Annotated in this window: 14 protein-coding genes; 8 read left to right on the top strand and 6 right to left on the bottom strand. The window is 72.6% G+C overall.

All coding sequences use genetic code 11. The annotated features are described in order from the left end of the window. Positions 1–58 precede the first annotated feature (58 nt). Positions 59–931 carry a sulfurtransferase gene (locus VHW64_RS07610; RefSeq protein ID WP_329649924.1) on the top strand — a complete coding sequence of 291 codons (873 nt, stop codon included), beginning with the start codon at positions 59–61 and terminating at the stop codon, positions 929–931. Here the strand turns inward: VHW64_RS07610 and araB are convergent. From araB to VHW64_RS07635, 5 genes are all read right to left on the bottom strand, one after another. After that, positions 905–2,593 carry a ribulokinase gene (gene araB / locus VHW64_RS07615; RefSeq protein ID WP_329649925.1) on the bottom strand — a complete coding sequence of 563 codons (1,689 nt, stop codon included), beginning with the start codon at positions 2,591–2,593 and terminating at the stop codon, positions 905–907. The genes VHW64_RS07610 and araB overlap by 27 nt on opposite strands. A 66-nt stretch (positions 2,594–2,659) precedes the next feature. Beyond that, complete coding sequence (locus tag VHW64_RS07620) at positions 2,660–3,784, bottom strand: nucleotide pyrophosphatase/phosphodiesterase family protein (protein ID WP_329649926.1); 1,125 nt, start codon at positions 3,782–3,784, stop codon at positions 2,660–2,662. Between the two features lie 20 nt (positions 3,785–3,804). Further along, positions 3,805–4,356, bottom strand: a complete 552-nt coding sequence (locus VHW64_RS07625) for a DUF5998 family protein (RefSeq protein ID WP_329649927.1) — start codon at positions 4,354–4,356, stop codon at positions 3,805–3,807. Between the two features lie 34 nt (positions 4,357–4,390). After that, a complete protein-coding gene (locus tag VHW64_RS07630) occupies positions 4,391–7,120 on the bottom strand; it encodes a GNAT family N-acetyltransferase (protein ID WP_329649928.1) in 2,730 nt (909 codons plus the stop codon). Between the two features lie 61 nt (positions 7,121–7,181). Beyond that, positions 7,182–7,787, bottom strand: coding sequence for a dihydrofolate reductase (locus VHW64_RS07635; RefSeq protein WP_329649929.1), 606 nt, complete (start codon positions 7,785–7,787; stop codon positions 7,182–7,184). Between the two features lie 258 nt (positions 7,788–8,045). Between VHW64_RS07635 and VHW64_RS07640 the strand changes: the two genes are divergently transcribed. The 7 genes from VHW64_RS07640 to VHW64_RS07670 all read left to right on the top strand — a co-directional run bounded on the left by VHW64_RS07640 (position 8,046) and on the right by VHW64_RS07670 (position 17,199). Continuing rightward, positions 8,046–10,496, top strand: a complete 2,451-nt coding sequence (locus VHW64_RS07640) for a DNA topoisomerase IV subunit A (RefSeq protein ID WP_329649930.1) — start codon at positions 8,046–8,048, stop codon at positions 10,494–10,496. Between the two features lie 12 nt (positions 10,497–10,508). Continuing rightward, on the top strand, positions 10,509–11,216 hold the full coding sequence (locus VHW64_RS07645; RefSeq protein ID WP_329649931.1) for an LppX_LprAFG lipoprotein: 708 nt from the start codon (positions 10,509–10,511) through the stop codon (positions 11,214–11,216). A 42-nt stretch (positions 11,217–11,258) separates the two neighbouring features. After that, on the top strand, positions 11,259–13,007 hold the full coding sequence (locus tag VHW64_RS07650) for an MFS transporter (RefSeq protein ID WP_329649932.1): 1,749 nt from the start codon (positions 11,259–11,261) through the stop codon (positions 13,005–13,007). After that, positions 12,992–13,513: a carbonic anhydrase gene (locus tag VHW64_RS07655; RefSeq protein WP_329649933.1), complete on the top strand. Its 522-nt coding sequence runs from the start codon at positions 12,992–12,994 to the stop codon at positions 13,511–13,513. The genes VHW64_RS07650 and VHW64_RS07655 overlap by 16 nt, the downstream gene beginning before the upstream one ends. Positions 13,514–13,649: 136 nt before the next feature. After that, positions 13,650–16,232, top strand: a complete 2,583-nt coding sequence (locus tag VHW64_RS07660; protein ID WP_329649934.1) for an ATP-binding protein — start codon at positions 13,650–13,652, stop codon at positions 16,230–16,232. A 128-nt stretch (positions 16,233–16,360) separates the two neighbouring features. After that, a complete protein-coding gene (locus VHW64_RS07665) occupies positions 16,361–16,612 on the top strand; it encodes a DUF4242 domain-containing protein (RefSeq protein ID WP_329649935.1) in 252 nt (83 codons plus the stop codon). Next, positions 16,612–17,199 carry a hypothetical protein gene (locus VHW64_RS07670; RefSeq protein WP_329649936.1) on the top strand — a complete coding sequence of 196 codons (588 nt, stop codon included), beginning with the start codon at positions 16,612–16,614 and terminating at the stop codon, positions 17,197–17,199. Before VHW64_RS07665 ends, VHW64_RS07670 begins: the two co-directional genes overlap by 1 nt. Positions 17,200–17,215: 16 nt before the next feature. On the opposite strand, the gene VHW64_RS07675 is transcribed toward VHW64_RS07670, so the two are convergent. Further along, a complete protein-coding gene (locus VHW64_RS07675; RefSeq protein WP_329649937.1) occupies positions 17,216–17,725 on the bottom strand; it encodes a GNAT family N-acetyltransferase in 510 nt (169 codons plus the stop codon). Position 17,726 lies beyond the last annotated feature (1 nt).

Below are 17,726 nucleotides of genomic sequence, written 5' to 3' on the forward strand. Positions count from 1 at the left end.
GAGCGATCCTGCCATCAGCCGACCCTGGGGCGGCGCGCACGCCACTAGAGTCCTGGCCGTGATCCGTCCGGGCCTGCTGCTCGCCGTCGACGACCTCGACGACCTCACCGACCTCACCGACCTCACCGACCTCACAGACGACGTGGACCGCACAGATGTCGTCCTCGTCGACACCCGCCTCGCACTGACCGGGACCAGCGGACGGGACAAGTACGACGCGGGCCACCTCCCCGGGGCGGCGTACCTCGACATCGACCACGACCTGGCCGCCCCGCCGGGCACCGGTGGCCGGCATCCGCAGCCGGCGCCCGCGGACCTCGTCGCAGCGGTCCGCCGGGCCGGGGTCAGGCGCGGCTCGCGCGTCGTGGTGTACGACGACGGGCCCGGCACCGCGGCCGCACGCCTGTGGTGGCTGCTGCGCGACTACGGCCACGACGACGTGCTGGTGCTCGACGGCGGGCTGGCGGCCTGGACGGAGTCGGGACGGCCGCTCTCGACCGAGCCCTTCCTCCCGACGCCCGGTGACTGGACGGGCACGCCGGGTCACCTCGCGGTCGTCGGCTCCGACGAGGTACCGGGGCTGGCCCGGTACGGCGTGCTGATCGACGTCCGCGCGGCCGAGCGGTTCCGCGGCGATCACGAGCCGATCGACCCGGTCGCCGGACATGTGCCGGGCGCGGTCAACGCTCCGCTGACCGGCAACACCGACGCGTCCGGGCGGTTCCTGCCCGACGCCGACCTGCGGCAGCGCTTCTCGGGGCTCGGGGTGGCCGAGGGCGTCGAGGTGGCTGCCTACTGCGGCTCGGGGGTGACCGCGACCCAGACGCTGCTCGCCCTGCGGCTGGCGGGGTTCGCCGACGCGGCGCTGTATCCCGACAGCTGGAGTGGCTGGATCACCGACCCGTCACGCCCGGTCGCCACCGGCGCCTGACCTCGCGTCGCGGCGGATCGCCGCGAGGCTGCGCATCAGGCGCGGGTGGCGGCCGAAGTGGTCGTGCAGCTCGAGGTACAGCGCGAACAGCCCGTCGTAGGCCAGGGCGCGAGCCTCGTCGGGGCGGTACACGTCGCGACGTACCCGCCCCATCGCCCGCGCAGCAGTCGGGACGTCGGGGTAGGCATCGGCGGCGACGGCGGCGTGGATTGCCGCTCCGAGCGCCGGGCCCTGCTCGGAGTCGAGCACGGAGAGAGCAAGCCGGGTCACGTCGGCGTAGATCTGCATCAGCAGCGAGTTCTTGGCCAGTCCACCGGCGACCACGCACTCACCCACCGGCACGCCGTGGGCGCGGTAGGTCTCGACGATCACGCGCGTCCCGAAGGCGGTCGCCTCCATGAGGGCCCGATAGACCTCCTCCGGCTTCGTGGTCACCGTCATCCCCACCACGGCACCGGACAGCTCGTGGTCGGCGAGCACCGAGCGGTTGCCGCCGTGCCAGTCCAGCGCCACCAGGCCGTGCTCACCCACCGCCTGGTCGCCGGCGAGCCGGGTGAGCAGCTCGTGCACGGACTCGCCCCGGGCCCACGCCTCCTGGTGGTACGACGCGGGGACGCCGGTGCGCGTGAACCACCCGAGGATGTCTCCGCTCCCCGACTGCCCCGCCTCGTAGCCCCACCGGCCGGTGACGACCCCGCCGTCGACGACCCCGCAGATGCCCGGCACCTCGTGCCGCTCCTCGGAGCTGATGATGTGGCAGGTGGACGTGCCCATGATCAGCGTGAGCTGGCCGGGCTCGACAGCCTGCGCCGCGGGCGCCGTCACGTGGGCGTCGACGTTGCCCACCGCGACCGCGATGCCTGCGAGAAGCCCGGTCCAGGCGGCCGCCTCGGCCGTGAGCCGCCCGGCAACCGCTCCGAGCGGGGCGAACGGCACGACGGTCGGCCGCAGCTTGTCCGGGACGAACGACGAGAAGCCCGGCGCCAGTGCGTCGAGGAAGTCCGGGCTCGGGAAGCGCCCGTCCTGGTAGATGCCCTTGAAGCCGGCGGCGCACGCGTTGTGGACGAGGCGGCCGCAGAGCTGCCACACCAGCCAGTCGGAGGCCTCGACCCACAGCGCCGTGGCGTCGTAGACCTCGCGGTCGCCCTCGAAGAGCTCCAGGCCCTTGGCGAACTCTCCCTCGGAGGAGACCAGCCCGCCGTAGCGCGGCAGCCACGGCTCGGCCCGGGACGACGCCAGCCGGTTGATGCGGTCGGCCTGCGGCTGTGCGGCGTGGTGCTTCCAGAGCTTCACGTAGGCGTGCGGCCGGTCGGCGAAGCGGTCGACCTCGCACAGCGGCGTGCCGTCGTCGAGCACGGGGATCATCGTGCAGGCGGTGAAGTCGATCCCGATGCCGACGACGGCGTCGACCTCGACGCCGGCCGCGGCCAGCGCGGCAGGCACGGCCGTGCGCAGAACCTCGCGGTAGTCCTCGGGGACCTGAAGCGCCCACGCGGGCGGGAGCCGCTGCCCCGTCGGGTCGAACCGGTCCTCCATCACGCCGTGGGGGTAGTCGTGGACGGCCCAGCCGAGCTCGGCGCCGTCAGCTACGCGGGCCACGACGACCCGGCCCGACATGGTGCCGAAGTCGATGCCGACGACGCAGGCCTCCCGATCGGTCACAGCCGGAGCGTTCACGCCGAGGCGGTCGGGTGGCAAGTCAGGCGTCTCACCTGCCGGTCCGGCCGCTCAGTCGACGAGCAGCGGAATGCGCATCTCCACCGGGGTCAGCGACCCGTGCAGCCCGATCAACCGGGTCTCGTAGGCGAAGTCGACCGAGGAGAACAGGCCCCAGTCGCCGCGGGCGGCGGCCACGACGTCGCCCAGCCGGGGCAGCACCGGCGCCGAGACCTCGCCGAACCACCCGCACCCGATCGCCTCGTCGCGGGTCAGCACCAGCGCGGCCTGCGACAGCAGCTCCTGCCAGCAGTGGCGGACGTCCTCGACGGCACCCGCGGCGCAGTAGACGTGGCGGAACCGTGCCTCACCTCCGAGCAGCACCACCCCCTCGCGGAACGCGGCGTCCTGGTCGATGTCGACGCGGTGGCCGGGGCCGGCGTCCACCATGCCGTGGTCGGCGACCACGAGGAGCCGGGCGTGCGTCGGCAGGGCCTCTCGGAGCTGTTCGGCCTCGGCGTCGATGATCGCCAGCTGCTGGAGCCACTGCGCCGAGGCGACGCCGTAGCGATGTCCGGTCCAGTCGAGGTCTCCGTCGTACAGGTAGGTCAGCGAGGGGCTGGCGGCCGCGGCCGCCACCGCGCCGGCCACCCGCTCGCCGACCCGGTCGGCGTCGACCCAGTCACCACCGCGGCTGGCCGCCAGCGTGAGGCCGGAGCCGCGGAACTCCCGCTTGTTGACCGTCGTCACCTGCACACCCGCGGCCGCGAGCGACTGGAAGCCGGTGCGATGCGGCTGCCATTGCACCGGGTCGACGTCCTTGTCCCAGAACAGCGCGTTCAGCAGCCGGTCCGAGCCGGGGACCCGTGAGGTGAACCCCACGACGCCGTGCTGACCGGGCGTCAGGCCCGTGCCCAAGCAGGTCAGGCTGGTCGCGGTGGTCGACGGGACACCGGCCGTCCCGACCGTGTCGGGCAGCAGTAGCGAGCTGAGGTACGGCGCGGCGTGCGGGTTGGCGGCAAGCAGGTCGGCACCCAGGCCGTCGACGAGGAACACGACGTACGCGGGTGCGGGCGGCAGCGCCAGCGGCGCGGCCTCGGTCCAGCCGGGCACGGCGACGCCGAGCGCCGCGGCCACCGAGGGGAGGACATCGGCCAGCGAGCGGTCGCCGTAGGCCGGCTCGAGGAACCCGGTCATGCCGTCACCGGCGCCGGTGCTCAGCCACGCGTCCGCGCCGACAGCGACTCCGCGAACGCCAGCAGGGAGGGCACCGCGTCCGGCCCGTCGGCGGCGGCCGAGACCCGGATCGAGAAGTCGTCGGCCGACAGGGTGCCGGTGTAGCCGTGGTCGGCGTCGCACTCCGGGTCGCCGCACGTGGCGGGCTCGAGATCGACCCGGGCGAGGCCGCCCCACCCGATCGTCAGCACGGCCTCCGCGGGGGGCTTCGGACCGTCGCTGGGGTTGGTCACCATCCGGGTGACCACGACCGACTTGACCGTCGCCAGCGCGATCGCCTCGGTCGAGGTCGACGTGTACGGCGCGGGCAGCATGTCGTCGCCCTCGTGCTCGTCGGTGTGGGCCAGGATCAGCCGGCTCGGCGTGAGGACGACGACCGTGAGGTGGCGGCGTACCTCGTCGCGGTCGAAGGTGGGCTCGTGGTGGACGAAGAACGACACCACGTCCTCGCCGGAGAGCGCCCGCATGACGCCGTCGGCGACGACGTCGGGGTAGTACCCGGTGCGGTCGATCGCTTCCTTCAGACCCTGCATGTGCCGAGTCTGTCACGACGAGCCGGCCGCCGGCTCAGTTGGGGATGGTGTCCTCGACGGCGGCCGGGAGGCGCCGTACGAACCAGTCGGAGCGGGGGTCGGCCACCGGGTCGACGCGTGCCGCGGCCGTGAGGACGGTGCAGTGGTCGGCGCCGGCCAGCACCAGCGAGAGCTCCAGCTCGGCCACCTGGGGGAGGTCGTTCTGGAGCTGGGCGACCCGGGAGATCAGGTCTTCGACCGGCTCGACGTCGACGACCTCCGAGCCGCGGTAGCCGAACAGCATCGGCGCCGCCTTGATCTCGCGCGTCATCGCGGCGGGGTCACGCTCCCCCAGCGGCGGGATCCGGTACGACCGGTCCTCGAGCAGCTCGGTCAGCGGGCCGGAGATGCCGAAGGACACCACCGGGCCGAACAGCGCGTCCTCGGTGCTGCGGATGCTGATGGGCACGCCGGGCGGGGCGTTCCTCTGTACCACGAAGCCTGCCGTGTCGGCGTCGTCGATGAGGTGGCCGAGGCTCTCCCACGCGTCCTTCATCTCCGCGGGCCGGTCGATGTTGCGCCAGACGTGGGCGAGGTCCGGACGCTCGCGGAGCCGGTGGGTGGTCGCCTTGAGCACGACCCCCCACCCCAGGTCACGGCCCGCCTTGGTCGCCTCCTGGAGCGTGACGACGGGCCGCGCCTCCCACAGCGGCACGCCGTACGCCGCCAGCAGGGCGGTGAGGTCCGCCGCCGCCAGCTCGGTGCCGTCCGGGTGCTCCACCAGGAGGCGATGCACCAGGGCCTTGGCGGCCACCTGGTCGACGCGCGGCGGAACGAGCGTCGGGCCGTTCGGGGTGCGCAGCCACACGGCGTACTCCACGACCCTGGCGAGGGCACGGACAGCACCCTCGACCGCGGGATAGGAGGGCACCGAGCCGCGGCCGGCCGTGGCGCCGGCGACGTCGGGCACCCGGAGCAGCTCCGGCACACCCTCCGCGCCGAGGAACGACGAGACGAGCGGCTTGTCGGACTGCTCCCCCACCGCGGCCAGGACGTCGGCCACCTCGACGCCGGAGACGTCGATGGGCGGGATGTAGACCGCGACCACGGCATCGACCTCGGGGTCGTCGATGGCCGCGTCGATGGCATCCTCGAAGTCCGGTCCTGACGCGTCCGCTCCGAGGTTCACCGAGCGACTCACGACCAGCCCGACCGAGACCGCGGCATCGGCGGCGAGGAGCCCCAGGGCGTCGGAGTTGCCGACGATCGCGACCTTGCGTCCGCGCGGCAGGGGCTGGTGGGCGACGAGCTGGGCGACGTCGAACATCTCGTCGAGGGTGTCGACCTGGATGACGCCGGCCTGCCGAAACATCGCGTCGACCGCCTGTGGGGGGACCCCGACCTTGTGCACGGCCCGGCCCCGGGGCACGCCCTGGGTGGTGCGGCCCGAGCGCATCGCGATGATCGGCTTGCGCAGCGATACCCGGCGGGCGATCCGGCTGAACTTCCGGGGGTTGCCGATCGACTCCAGGTAGAGCAGGACGACCTCGGTCGAGGCATCCTCCTCCCAGTACTGGAGGAGGTCGTTGCCCGAGACGTCGGCGCGGTTGCCGGCGCTGACGAACGTGGAGAGTCCCAGCCCTCGGTTGTTGACCTTCTCCAAGATCGCCGTGCCGAGGGCCCCGGACTGGCAGAAGAAGGCCGCGCGTCCGCGCGCCGGCTTCTGCGAGGAGAGCGACGCGTTCAGGCTGACGGCGGGGTCGGTGTTGATGATCCCGAGCGCGTTGGGCCCGATCACCCGCAGCCCGTAGGAGCGCGAGAGGCCGACCAGCCGCCGCTGGCGGTGTCGCCCCTCCTGGCCGGTCTCGGCGAAGCCCGACGAGATGATCACCAGGCCGTGCACGCCCTTGGCCGCGCAGTCGAGCACGACGTCTTGGACCGACTCCGCCGGCACGGCGACGATCGCGACGTCCACGTCGCCGGGGATGTCCCCCACCGTGGAGTACGCCGGGAGGCCCGACACCGAGTTGGCCGTCGGGTTCACGACGTAGACCCGGCCGGTGTAGTCGCCCAGGACCAGGTTGCGCACCAGCGCCCGGCCGACGGTGTCCTGGCGTCGGGAGGCCCCGATCACCGCCACCGACCGCGGGTTGAAGAAGCGCTCGATCGACGCCGCCTCAGCGCGGTGCTCGCGGCCGGCCATGACCCCGATCGCGGTGTCGGTGGGCTCGATCGGGAACTCCAGGGTGATCACGCCGTCCTCGAAGCCGCTGACGAGGCGGTACCCGGCGTCGCGGAACGTCTGGATCATCCGGTGGTTGTCGGGCAGCACCTCGGCCACGAAGCGCTCCACGCCGCGCTCCCGACCCGCCTGGGCGAGGTGCTCGAGGAGGATCTGGCCGATGCCGCGACCCTGCTGCGCGTCCTCGACCAGGAAGGCCACCTCCGCCTGCGCTGCCGGGGCCGACTCCGGGCCGGCCGCGTCGCCGGGTTGCCCTTCGTAGCTGCCCAGGGCGATCATCCGGCCCGACAGCATCACCACGAACGCCACCCGGTGGACGTGGTCGACGTGGGTGAAGCGGGCGACGTCCCGCTCGGACAGATGGGGCATCGGGGAGAAGAACCGGTCGTACTTCGACTGGTCGGAGACCCGGCCGTAGAACTCGACCAGGAGCTCGGCGTCGCCCGAGCGGATCGGGCGGATGTGAGCGGTGCTGCCGTCTCGCAGCAGGACATCGGACTCCCAGTGGCGCGGAGCGACGTGCTCGTCGGCGTTGGCGCTCACCCCCGAGATACTAGGGCCGCGCGGGTGGCCGACCCGTCGATCGGTCCCCAGGTGGTCGGGCTCAGCGGAGCCGGTAGCGCAGGTGCAGCACCCGCTCCCCCGCGATCACCACGTGCGGGTCGTCCAGGACCAGCTCGTCGGTCGACGAGCCGAGCAAGCGCCGGCCCCGGCCGAGCAGCACCGTGGCGATGTCGATCGCGAGCTCGTCGGCCACCCGGCCGACACGACCTGGCCAGCGACCTCGCCCACGCTGACGATGACGGCGCCGTGCGTGCTCGGCCGCACGTCGGCAGGCGTCGTGGACACCGTCAATGCAGAACGTGTACGGCGCCTCGGGATAGCGAGAGCGCCACTCCGCGACGTCGTCTCGATGGGTGACGACGAAGACGCGGTCGCCCACGATCGGGAGGCCGGACCAGCCGTCGGTGAGGTCGAAGAGGCGCCGTCCGATCGGCTGGCACCGGACGTCGGCGTGCTGGAGATACGCCGCGGACTGCTCCGAGACGTGGAAGACGTGCTGGAGGTTGAACCGCAGCTCGACCCCGCCGGCGTCGTACCAGTCGAAGATCGGCCCGGCAGGTCGTCGGGACGGGCGATGAACCCGTCGAGCGAGGCGACGGCCTGCACGATCACGGTGGCCACGAGCGTCTCCTGGTCTTCGTCCCACGAATCCGCCAGGTATTCATCTCATTGGTTGAATACCTGACCCACCCGACCCCACCCCACCCCACCCCCTGGTCAACCCTCCGGTTGCACACGACTGGTGTCGGAAAGCCCGCTTCAGCGGGGGAGTTGACACTTATTGGGGGTTGCAACGGCCAATAAGTGTCAACTCCCCCGCTGAAGCGGGGTTTCCGACACCCGGCCATCCACAGGTCGGCGTGGGCAGCGGGGCTGGGTCGGGGGCACCGGGGAGAATGCGCGCATGGCTCGCGGCAGCACCCGACACGACGTCCCCGACGACTTCGAGGAGCACATCCTCGACACCGACATCCGGCAGGAGATGCAGGCGTCCTACCTGGAGTACGCCTACTCCGTCATCTACTCCCGAGCCCTCCCCGACGCCCGTGACGGCCTCAAGCCAGTCCAGCGCCGGATCCTCTTCACGATGAACGACATGGGCGTGCGTCCCGACCGCGGCCACGTCAAGAGCGCCCGCGTCGTCGGCGAGGTCATGGGCCGGCTCCACCCGCACGGCGACGGCGCGATCTACGACGCGCTGGTGCGGATGGCGCAGCCGTGGTCCATGCGCCTGCCGACCGTCGACGGTCACGGCAACTTCGGTTCCCCCGACGACCCCCCGGCCGCGATGCGCTACACCGAGTGCCGGATGGCGCCACCCGCGGTCGCCATGACGGCCTCGATCGACGAGGACACCGTCGACTTCAAGGCCAACTACGACAGCCGCGAGCTCGAGCCGGTCGTCCTCCCCGCGGCGATCCCGCACCTCGTGGTCAACGGCGCCAGCGGCATCGCGGTCGGCATGGCGACCAACATGGCGCCCCACAACCTGGTCGAGGTGGTGCAGGCGCTGCGACACCTGATCACGCATCCCGGCGCCGGCCTCGACGACCTGATGCGGTTCATCCCGGGTCCGGACCTGCCGACGGGCGGCATGATCGTGGGCCTCGATGGCGTGCGAGACGCCTACGCCACGGGCCGCGGCACCTTCCGGATGCGCGCCACCGCGCGCGTCGAGCCGGTGGGCCGGCGCAAGGGCATCGTCGTCACCGAGCTGCCGTACGGCGTGGGCACCGAGAAGGTCTCGGAGCGGATCAAGGCCCTCGTGCAGGCCAAGAAGCTCCAGGGCATCGCCGACATCAAGGACCTCACCGACCGCGAGCACGGGCTGCGCCTGGTGATCGAGATCAAGAACGGCTTCGTCCCCGAGGCCCTGCTCGAGCAGCTCTACCGGCTGACCCCGTTGGAGGAGACCTTCGGCATCAACAACGTCGCCCTCGTCGACGGCCAGCCCCGCACCCTGGGCCTCATGGAGCTGCTCCAGGTCTTCCTCCAGCACCGCTTCGACGTCGTACGCCGGCGCTCGTCGTTCCGTCGCAAGAAGGCGGCCGACCGGCTCCACCTGGTCGAGGGACTGCTGGTCGCGATCCTCGACATCGACGAGGTCATCCAGCTGATCCGGTCCTCGGACAACGCCGCGGCGGCCAAGGTGCGACTGATCAGCGTCTTCGAGCTCTCCGAGATCCAGGCCGAGTACATCCTGGACATGCCGCTACGCCGGTTGACGAGGTTCTCCCGGATCGAGCTTGACAAGGAGAAGGCCGAGCTCGAGCGCACCATCGAGGCGCTCGACGCGATCCTGGGAGACGACAAGCTGCTGCGCAAGGTCGTCTCGGACGAGCTGGCCGAGGTGGCCACGACCTACGGCACACCGCGGCGCACGGTCCTGCTCGAGTCCGGCGGGGTCAGCGTCTCGGCCGCGGCGACGACGCTCGAGGTCGCCGACGACCCGTGCTTCGCCTACCTCTCGTCCTCGGGGCTGCTCGCCCGCTCGACATCCGACGAGCCACCCAGCAGCGAGGGCGCCCGCACCAACCACGACGTCGTGGTCTCCGCCGTGCGCACCTCCGCGCGCGGTGAGATCGGCGCCCTCACCTCCGGCGGACGGGTCGTGCGTCTCCAGGTGCTCGACCTCCCCGCGGTTCCGGCCTCCTCGACCCACCCCCACCTTCAGGGCGGGCTGCCGTTCGACCTGGTGCGCTCGCTGCGGCCCGGAGAGCGCGTGCTCGCGTTGTGCACGCTGCGCGCCGACGGGCCGGCCCTGGCCGTGGGCACCCGCCAGGGCGTGGTGAAGCGGGTCAACCCGGAGGTGCTCGGCAAGGACGAGTGGGAGGTCATCGGCCTCAAGGACGGCGACGAGGTCGTCGGGGCGGTCGAGCTCCACACGGGCCAGGAGGAGCTGTGCTTCATCAGCTCCGATGCGCAGCTGCTCCACTTCGGCGCGGCCGGGGTGCGACCTCAGGGCCGCAGTGGGGGCGGCATGGCCGGCATCAAGCTGGTCGCCGGCGGGTCGGTGATGTGGTTCGGCGCCCTCGACGCCGGGTCGTCGGTCGTGGTGACGGCGAGCGGCTCGTCCACAGCGCTCCCCGGCACGGAGGCCGGCTCGGTCAAGGTCACGCCGTTCGCCGAGTACCCCGGCAAGGGGCGGGCCACCGGCGGGGTGCGCTGCCACCGCTTCCTCAAGGGCGAGGACACCGTGATCTTCGCCTGGGCGGGCACCGCCCCGGCCCGCGCCGCCGCCTCGAGCGGCGCCCCGGTGGAGCTCCCCGAGCCCGTCGGTCGCCGAGACGGCAGCGGCGTTCCCGCCCCACAGCCGATCGCCGCGTGTGCCGGGCCGGTGGCCGCGCAGCTGTGACAGGGTGACCCCATGCCGCTCAGAGGTGCCTCCTGGCGAGGCTTCGGGCTGGTGGTCACACTGGCTCTGGTCGCGGCTCTGGCGGGCGCCTGCGGCGGCGGGTCCGGCTCGACCAAGGATCCTGCCGCCGCGCTGAAGACTGCCCAGCACAAGCTCGAGCAGACCAGCGGACTGACCCTCTCTCTGCGCACCGACGACCTGCCGAGCGGGGTCGAGGGTCTCCGGTCTGCCTCCGGCACCGTCACCGACGCCCCGGCGTACGACGGCACGCTGGGCGTCGTGACCAGCATCGGCTCGTTCTCGGTCCCGGTCCGGGCGGTCGGCGGCAAGGTCTACGCCCAGATCCCGCTCACCCCCGGCTGGTCGGAGGTCAACCCCGCCGACTACGGCGCACCCGACCCCTCGCAGCTCATCAGCGCAGCCCACGGGGTGCCCTCGATCCTCGCGGCGACCACCGGCGCCACCGGCGGCGGCCAGATCCGGGGCGGCACCGACAACAAGGAGGTGCTCTCCACCGTCCACGGCAGCGTCCCCGCGTCCGCGGTGTCGGCGATCATCCCGGGAGCGACCGGAGACTTCACCGCGACCTATGCCCTGACCTCCGACGGCGAGCTGCGCCAGGTCGAGCTCAAGGGTGTCTTCTACTCCGGGCACGCGGCGAACACCTATTCCCTCGTGCTCACCGACTACGGCGCCACCAAGCACGTCACCGCCCCGTGACGGCCTGGTGAGAGTCCTGGTGACAGCCCGCGTGAGCGTCTCGTGACGGGCCGGCCGCGCCTGCTGCTGGGCCTCGCCGCCGTCGCGGTCGCGTTCGCGGCGGCCGACACCTACGTCGTGGTGCTCGCGCTGCCGGACATGATGGACGCCGTCGGCATCCCCCTCGACGAGCTCCAGCGCGGGGCTCCGATCGTGTCCGGCTTCCTGCTCGGCTACGTCGCGATGCTGCCCCTGATCGGCCGCCTCACCGACCTGCGCGGCCGGCTGCCGGTGCTGGTCGCGTCGCTGGGCCTGTTCGCTGCCGGCTCCCTGGTCACGACCGCGGCATACGACCTTCCGAGCCTGGTGGCCGGCCGCTTCCTCCAAGGAGTCGGGGGCGGTGGCCTGGTGCCCGCGACCCTGGCCCTGGTGGCCGACCTCTATCCCGTCGACCGGCGCGGGGTCCCCCTCGGCGTCGTCTCCGCCGTCCAGGAGCTGGGCAGCGTCATCGGCCCGTTGTACGGCGCGCTGATCCTGGCCGTCTCCGACTGGCGGGTCATCTTCGTGGTCAACCTGCTGGTGGCCCTCGCCCTGGCCGCGGCGCTGCGCACGCTGTCGCCTGAGACCGGCTCCCGCAACCGCTACTCCCGGTTGCGGGAGCTGGACTGGCTGGGAATCGTCTCCGGCCTGGTGCTGCTGGGGGCGGCGGGGCTGGTCGTGGTCGCGCCCACGTCGCTGGTCATGGACGTCACCTGGGGCCGGCTCTTCATCCCGGTCTGGGGCAGCGGGCGCTGGCTGACGCCGCTGGGGCTCGTCGCGATCGCCGCGGCGCTCGTGTTCGCGCTCCGGTGTGGCACGGCCCGGCGTCCCCTGGTCGACGCCCGCGGGTGGTGGGTCGCCGCGCGATCGGCCGACCTCCCCGGTGCGCTCTACCTCGCAGCCGCCCTCGGCGGGGTCATCCTGGCCTTCTCGACCGCCGACCCCCGCACGCAGGTGTTCGCCCGGCAGGGGTGGTGGTACCTCCTGGTCGCCGTCGTCGCGACCGTGGTCTTCGTGCGCCACCTGCGCACCGACCCCGACCCCCTCGTCCCGACCGGCGCCCTGCGACGCACGCCCGCCTGGGGGGCGCTCGCGGTGAGCTTCTTCGTCGGGGCGGCGCTGGTCGCGGCCCTGATCGACATCCCGATCTTCGCGCGCACCACCGTGTACAGCGACTCCCAGGTCCTCGCTGCGCTGGTGCTGGTCCGCTTCCTCGTCGCTCTCCCGGCCGGTGCCGTGCTCGGTGGCTACCTCACCCGCGTCCTCCGGCCGGGGATCGTCACCGCGGTGGGCATGCTGCTGGCGAGCCTGTCCTTCGCGCTGATGACCCGGTGGGACCTCGACTCGCTGTCGGCGTGGCCGGCCAACCTCCCCCTCCTCCTGGGCGGCCTCGGCTTCGGGCTCGCCCTCGCCCCGGTCAACGCCACTGTGCTGGCCGCGACCGAGCCGGGTGTGCACGGGCTGGCCGGCGCCGGGGTGGTGGTGTCTCGGATGATGGGGATGCTGGTCGGGGTCTCGGCCCTGACGACGCTCGGCCTGCGCCACTACTACCAACAGACCTCCGACCTCCCGCCGCCGCTCCAGGTGTGCGGTGGCGGCACGACGCGATGCGATGCCTTCGACCACCTGCTCCAGGAGGCCGGGATCGCCCAGGAGCACACGGTCTTCGCCGGCGCCGCGGTGCTGGCGCTCATCGCGGGAGCGCTCGCGCTGGTGCTGTTCCGGGGAGTCGAGGTCAGGGCGCTACCCTCGCGACCGTGGGTGGATCCCTGACAACGGGCAGTGCCGACGAGTTCGCCGACCTGCTCGAGGCGAACGCGGCGTACGCCACAGACTTCGACCATTCCGGCTTCGACGGCGTCGCGCATGCGGGTGTGGCCATCGTGACCTGCATGGACTCCCGGATCCTGCCGCTGGAGATGCTCGGGCTGGGGCACGGCGACGCGAAGATCTTCCGCAACCCCGGTGGCCGGGTCACGCCGGAGGCCCTCGAGGCGCTGGCGCTCGGCGTGCACCTGCTGGGCGTCGAGCGGATCCTCGTGGTCCCGCACACCCGCTGCGCGATGGCGTCGAGCACCGAGGAGGAGCTCCACGAGCGGGTCTCGGCCTCCGCCGGCGTCGACGCGTCGTGGCAGCGGTTCCACGTCGTGGCCGACCAGCTCGAGGCGCTGACCGAGGACGTCCGTCGGGTCCGCGCTCACCCGCTGATCGGCGACCGGGCCAAGGTCGGGGGCTTCCTGTACGACGTCGACACCGGGCTCCTGACCCGGCACGCCTGAGCCACGCCGTCCACGCCTGACCGAGCCGGGGGCGAACCCCGAGCCCGCCTCCCTCGTATCCACCCGAGCATGCCGCGGCTCCTTGCCACCGAGGATGTCCATAGACGTTCCGAGCCGCCAGGGGGAGAATCCAGTCGTGCCACTGCTCGAGAGAGAGCCGCAGCTCGGGACGTTGCTCCAGTACGCCGACGAGGCCCGTGCCAGCACGGGGCGCCTCGTGCTGGTCTCCGGCGAGGCCGGAGTCGGCAAGTCGTCCCTGGTCGAGGAGCTCCAACGGCGCCTGCCGGACGCCACGTGGGCCTGGGGCGCCTGCGACGGGCTCTTCACCCCGCGACCGCTGGCTCCCCTCCACGACATCGCCCGCGAGATCGGGGGCAGCCTGCTGGACACGGTCCGCGGCGTCGCCACCCGCGACGAGATCTTCGACGCGGTCCTCCAGTGCGCCTCCGCGATCGAGGGCCTGACGGTCCTGGTGATCGAGGACGTCCAGTGGGCCGACGAGGCGACTCTGGACCTCCTGCGGTTCCTGGGCCGCCGGGTCGCCAAGCTCCCGGTCCTGCTGCTGGCGACGTTCCGCGACGACGCGCTCGCCCCGAACGACCCGCTCCGGCTCGCCCTCGGCGAGCTCGCCGGCCAGCGGTACACCCGCCGGATCGACGTCCCTCCCCTCACCAAGGCCGCCGTCCGCCGCCTCGCCGAGGGCACGGCGTACTCCCCCGACCGGCTCTACGAGCTGACCGGCGGCAACCCGTTCTTCGTCGTCGAGGTGGTCAGCGACCCGGGCACCGAGGTGCCGCCCTCGGCCCGCGATGCCGTCCTCGCGAGGGCCGCGCGCCTGTCGGGGGCCGCCAGGGCGGCGCTCGACCTCGCCTCGCTCGACAGTTGGCGCGTCGATCCTGGCCTGGTGGCCCGCGCCGGCAGGGTCGAGCTGGAGACCTTCGACGAGCTGATCACAGCGGGACTGCTCACCGCCGACGTCTCCACGTTGCGCTTCCGGCACGAGCTCGCCCGGCGGGCGATCGAGTCGGAGGTGCCGCCGCACCGACGCGTGGCGGGACACCAGGACCTGCTCCGAGCCCTGATCGACGAGGGGTGTGACGACGACGCCCGCCTGGCCTACCACGCCGAGGCCTCGGGCGAGGCCGACCTCGTACGCCGCTTCGCCCCGGTCGCGGCGCGTGGTGCCGCGGAGCTCGGCGCCTACCGGGAGGCCGTCGCCCAGTACGAGCGAGCCCTCCGCCACGCACCGGTGGACGAGCGAGCGCTGGCCGACCTGTACGACGCCTATGCCGACGTCCTCGCCTACGTCGACAGCTGGCCCCAGGCAGTGGCCGCGCGGGAGCGCGCCGTCGCGATCTGGCACGACCTGGGAGACGCCCGCCGCGAGGGCTACGACCACCGCAAGCTGACGTCGGTCTACTGGAGGCTGTGCCGAGGACCGGAGTCCGTCGCGGCGATCCGCACCGCGATCGAGCTGCTCGAGCCGCTCGGCGACGACCCGGAGCTCGCCCTCGCCTACTCCATCGAGGCCTACGACCTCTGGCCGAGCGATCCCGACGCGGCCGCAGCGATGCTCCAGAAGGCCCAGGCGATGGCCGGGCGCGTCGGCGACCCCGTCGTCCTGAGCGACGTGCTGAACAACGTCGCCGCCGGCGAGCTCATGCTGCGTCGCGACTGGACGCGCACCATGCACGAGGCACTGCGGCTCGCGCTGGAGGCCGGCGCCGAGGCCCAGGCCGGTCGGGCCTACGCCAACGCCTACACGTTCTACGGCATGCAGTACCGCTTCGCCGAGGGTGAGCGCTTCTACCGCGACGGCATCGCCTACTGCGACGAGCGCGACATTCCGACGTTCGGGACCTGCCTGCGCGGACACCGGGCGGTCGCCCTGATGGACATGGGCCGATGGGACGACGCCGTCGCCATCGCCGAAGGCGTCCTGGCGACGGAGGCGAGCCCGGTCAACCTGCTGACCTCCCAGATCACCCTGGGGCTGGTCCTGGCGCGTCGGGCCGCCGAGGGCGCCTTCGACGTGCTCGACGCGGGGGTGTCCGCGGCCGACGACCTCGACGAGACCGAGTGGGTCGCGGCGACCAGGCTCGCTCGCGCCGAGGCCCACTGGCTCGCCGGCGACGAGGACGCCGCCGTCGCCGACCTCGCCGTCGTCCGCTCGCGGGTCTCGGCCTTCGACTACCACGAGGACGCGCGCCTGAGTGTCTGGGAGCAGCGGCTGCTCGGTCAGGCCAGCCCGAGCTCGCCTGCGCCGGGCCCCTGGGCGACGTCGCTGGCCGGGGAGCACATCGCCGCAGCCGTGCACTGGGACCGGCTGGGCTGCCCCTACGACGCCGCGATGTCGCTCTACGACACCGGGGACGACGAGAGCCTGCGACGGGCGATCGCCGGCTTCGAGGCGATCGGCGCCCAGGCCGCGGCCCGACGCACCCGGCAGAAGATGCGGGAGCTCGGACATCGCGCCGTGCCGTCGGGTGCCCGCGCGAGCACCCGGCAGCACCCCCTCGGCCTGACCCGCCGCGAGAGCGAGGTGCTCGGACTGGTCTGCGACGGTCTGACCAACGACGAGATCGCCGAGCGGCTCGTCCTGTCGCCGCGCACCGTCGACCACCACGTCTCGGCGGTGCTCGGCAAGCTCGGCGTCGGCTCACGCGGGGCTGCCGCCGCGCAGGCTCGACGCCTCGGCTTGGTGCCCGCCCAGGCCTGAGCCTGCCGAACCTGGGTAGTCGTCCGGGCCGAACCTGGGCAGTTCACCCGATGAGCCGAGGGGCCGAGTCTCCCTACCGTGCTCGTGAGTCACCGCGACTTCACACCACACGAGCAAGGAGACACCTCATGCCGCTCTACATGGACGTACACCGCCTCGACGGTCCGGTCAGCGCCGACGACGTCGCCAAGGCCCACATGGCCGATCTCCAGGTGCAGGACAAGTACGACGTGAGCTACCAGCGCTACTGGGTCGACGAGTCGAGCAACACCATCTTCTGCCTGGTCGAGGCGCCCTCGGCGGACGCCGCCACGACCGTGCACCGCGAGGCGCACGGACTGGTCGCCGACGAGGTCCACGAGGTCAAGGAGGGGTCGTGATGCGCGGGGCGGCCACCCTCGGGGCTGCCGCGCTCGGCGTCGCGGCCCTGCTCGCGCCGTTCACCGCACCGGCGGACGCCGGAGCAGGTCATCACATGGGCGGCGGGATGGGCCACCACGAGTCGCGGGCGACCCGGCACGACGTCGCCGTCGCCAGGTCCGCCACACGGGGCTTCCAGCACACGCCGGCCGCGCGAGCCGGCGGCTACGCGCTGTTCAAGGACGTTCAAGGCATCGCCTGCATCTCGATGAGAGGCATGGGGGCGATGGGGGTGCACTACGTCGACGGGGCGCTGGTGGACGGGAAGATCCAGCTGCGTCACCCCGAGGCGCTGGTCTACCGCTTCACGACCAACGGCCACCTGCGACTGGCCGCCTTGGAGTACCTCGTGACCCGTCAGGCCTGGCGCGTCGACCACCCCACCGGGCGACCGGCGCTGTTCGGGCATCGGTTCAACCTGACGCCCAAGGGCAACAGGTTCGGGCTCCCGGCGTTCTTCTCGCTCCACGCCTGGGTGTGGCACCCCAACCCGATGGGTCGCTTCACGATGTGGAACCCCAGGGTTCACTGCCCCCAGGGCATCTGAGAGGGGCCCTGCGTGGTCAGCGCCGCCTGCCCATGATCACCTGACCGTCACGAAGACCCGGCCCGAGCACCTCCCAGCGCAGCCGCGCGTAGAGGCGCCGGGCCGGGTCGTCGGCGTCCGCCGTGGTCATCAGCACCCACCGCTGCTGCGGCAGCCCGTCACAGAGCAGCTCCATCAGCGACTGCCCGGTGCCCCGCCGGCGCGCGTCGGCCCTGACCCCGATGCTGACCAGCTCGAAGTGGCCGCCGAGCCAGGCGCCCGCCACCACGGGCCCCAGCACCCTCGACGCCTGGTCAGTCCACCAGTGACCCGCGGCCCCGGTGTACCCGTAGGCGAACCCCAGCAGCCGACCCCGGGCGTGGGCCCGGGCGACCCGGAACCCCTCGCGCCGAGCGTGCCGGTCCCACACGTCCCGGCGCCAGGCGGTCTGGTCGGGCTGGTCGCCGAACACCTCGTCGTAGACCGCGAAGACCTCGCGACCGTCGTCCTGGGTCACCGAGGTGACCAGGTCGTACGACGTGCTCACG

The organism is Nocardioides sp. (assembly GCF_036267815.1).
Taxonomy (GTDB): Bacteria; Actinomycetota; Actinomycetes; order Propionibacteriales; family Nocardioidaceae; genus Nocardioides.

Coding starts and splice junctions, on each gene's coding strand:
- VHW64_RS07620 (WP_329649926.1), bottom strand. CDS start 3,784: ATGACCGGGTTCCTCGAGCCGGCCTACGGCGACCGCTCGCTGGCCGAT.
- VHW64_RS07645 (WP_329649931.1), top strand. CDS start 10,509: ATGCCGCTCAGAGGTGCCTCCTGGCGAGGCTTCGGGCTGGTGGTCACA.
- VHW64_RS07625 (WP_329649927.1), bottom strand. CDS start 4,356: ATGCAGGGTCTGAAGGAAGCGATCGACCGCACCGGGTACTACCCCGAC.
- VHW64_RS07670 (WP_329649936.1), top strand. CDS start 16,612: ATGCGCGGGGCGGCCACCCTCGGGGCTGCCGCGCTCGGCGTCGCGGCC.
- VHW64_RS07665 (WP_329649935.1), top strand. CDS start 16,361: ATGCCGCTCTACATGGACGTACACCGCCTCGACGGTCCGGTCAGCGCC.
- VHW64_RS07640 (WP_329649930.1), top strand. CDS start 8,046: ATGGCTCGCGGCAGCACCCGACACGACGTCCCCGACGACTTCGAGGAG.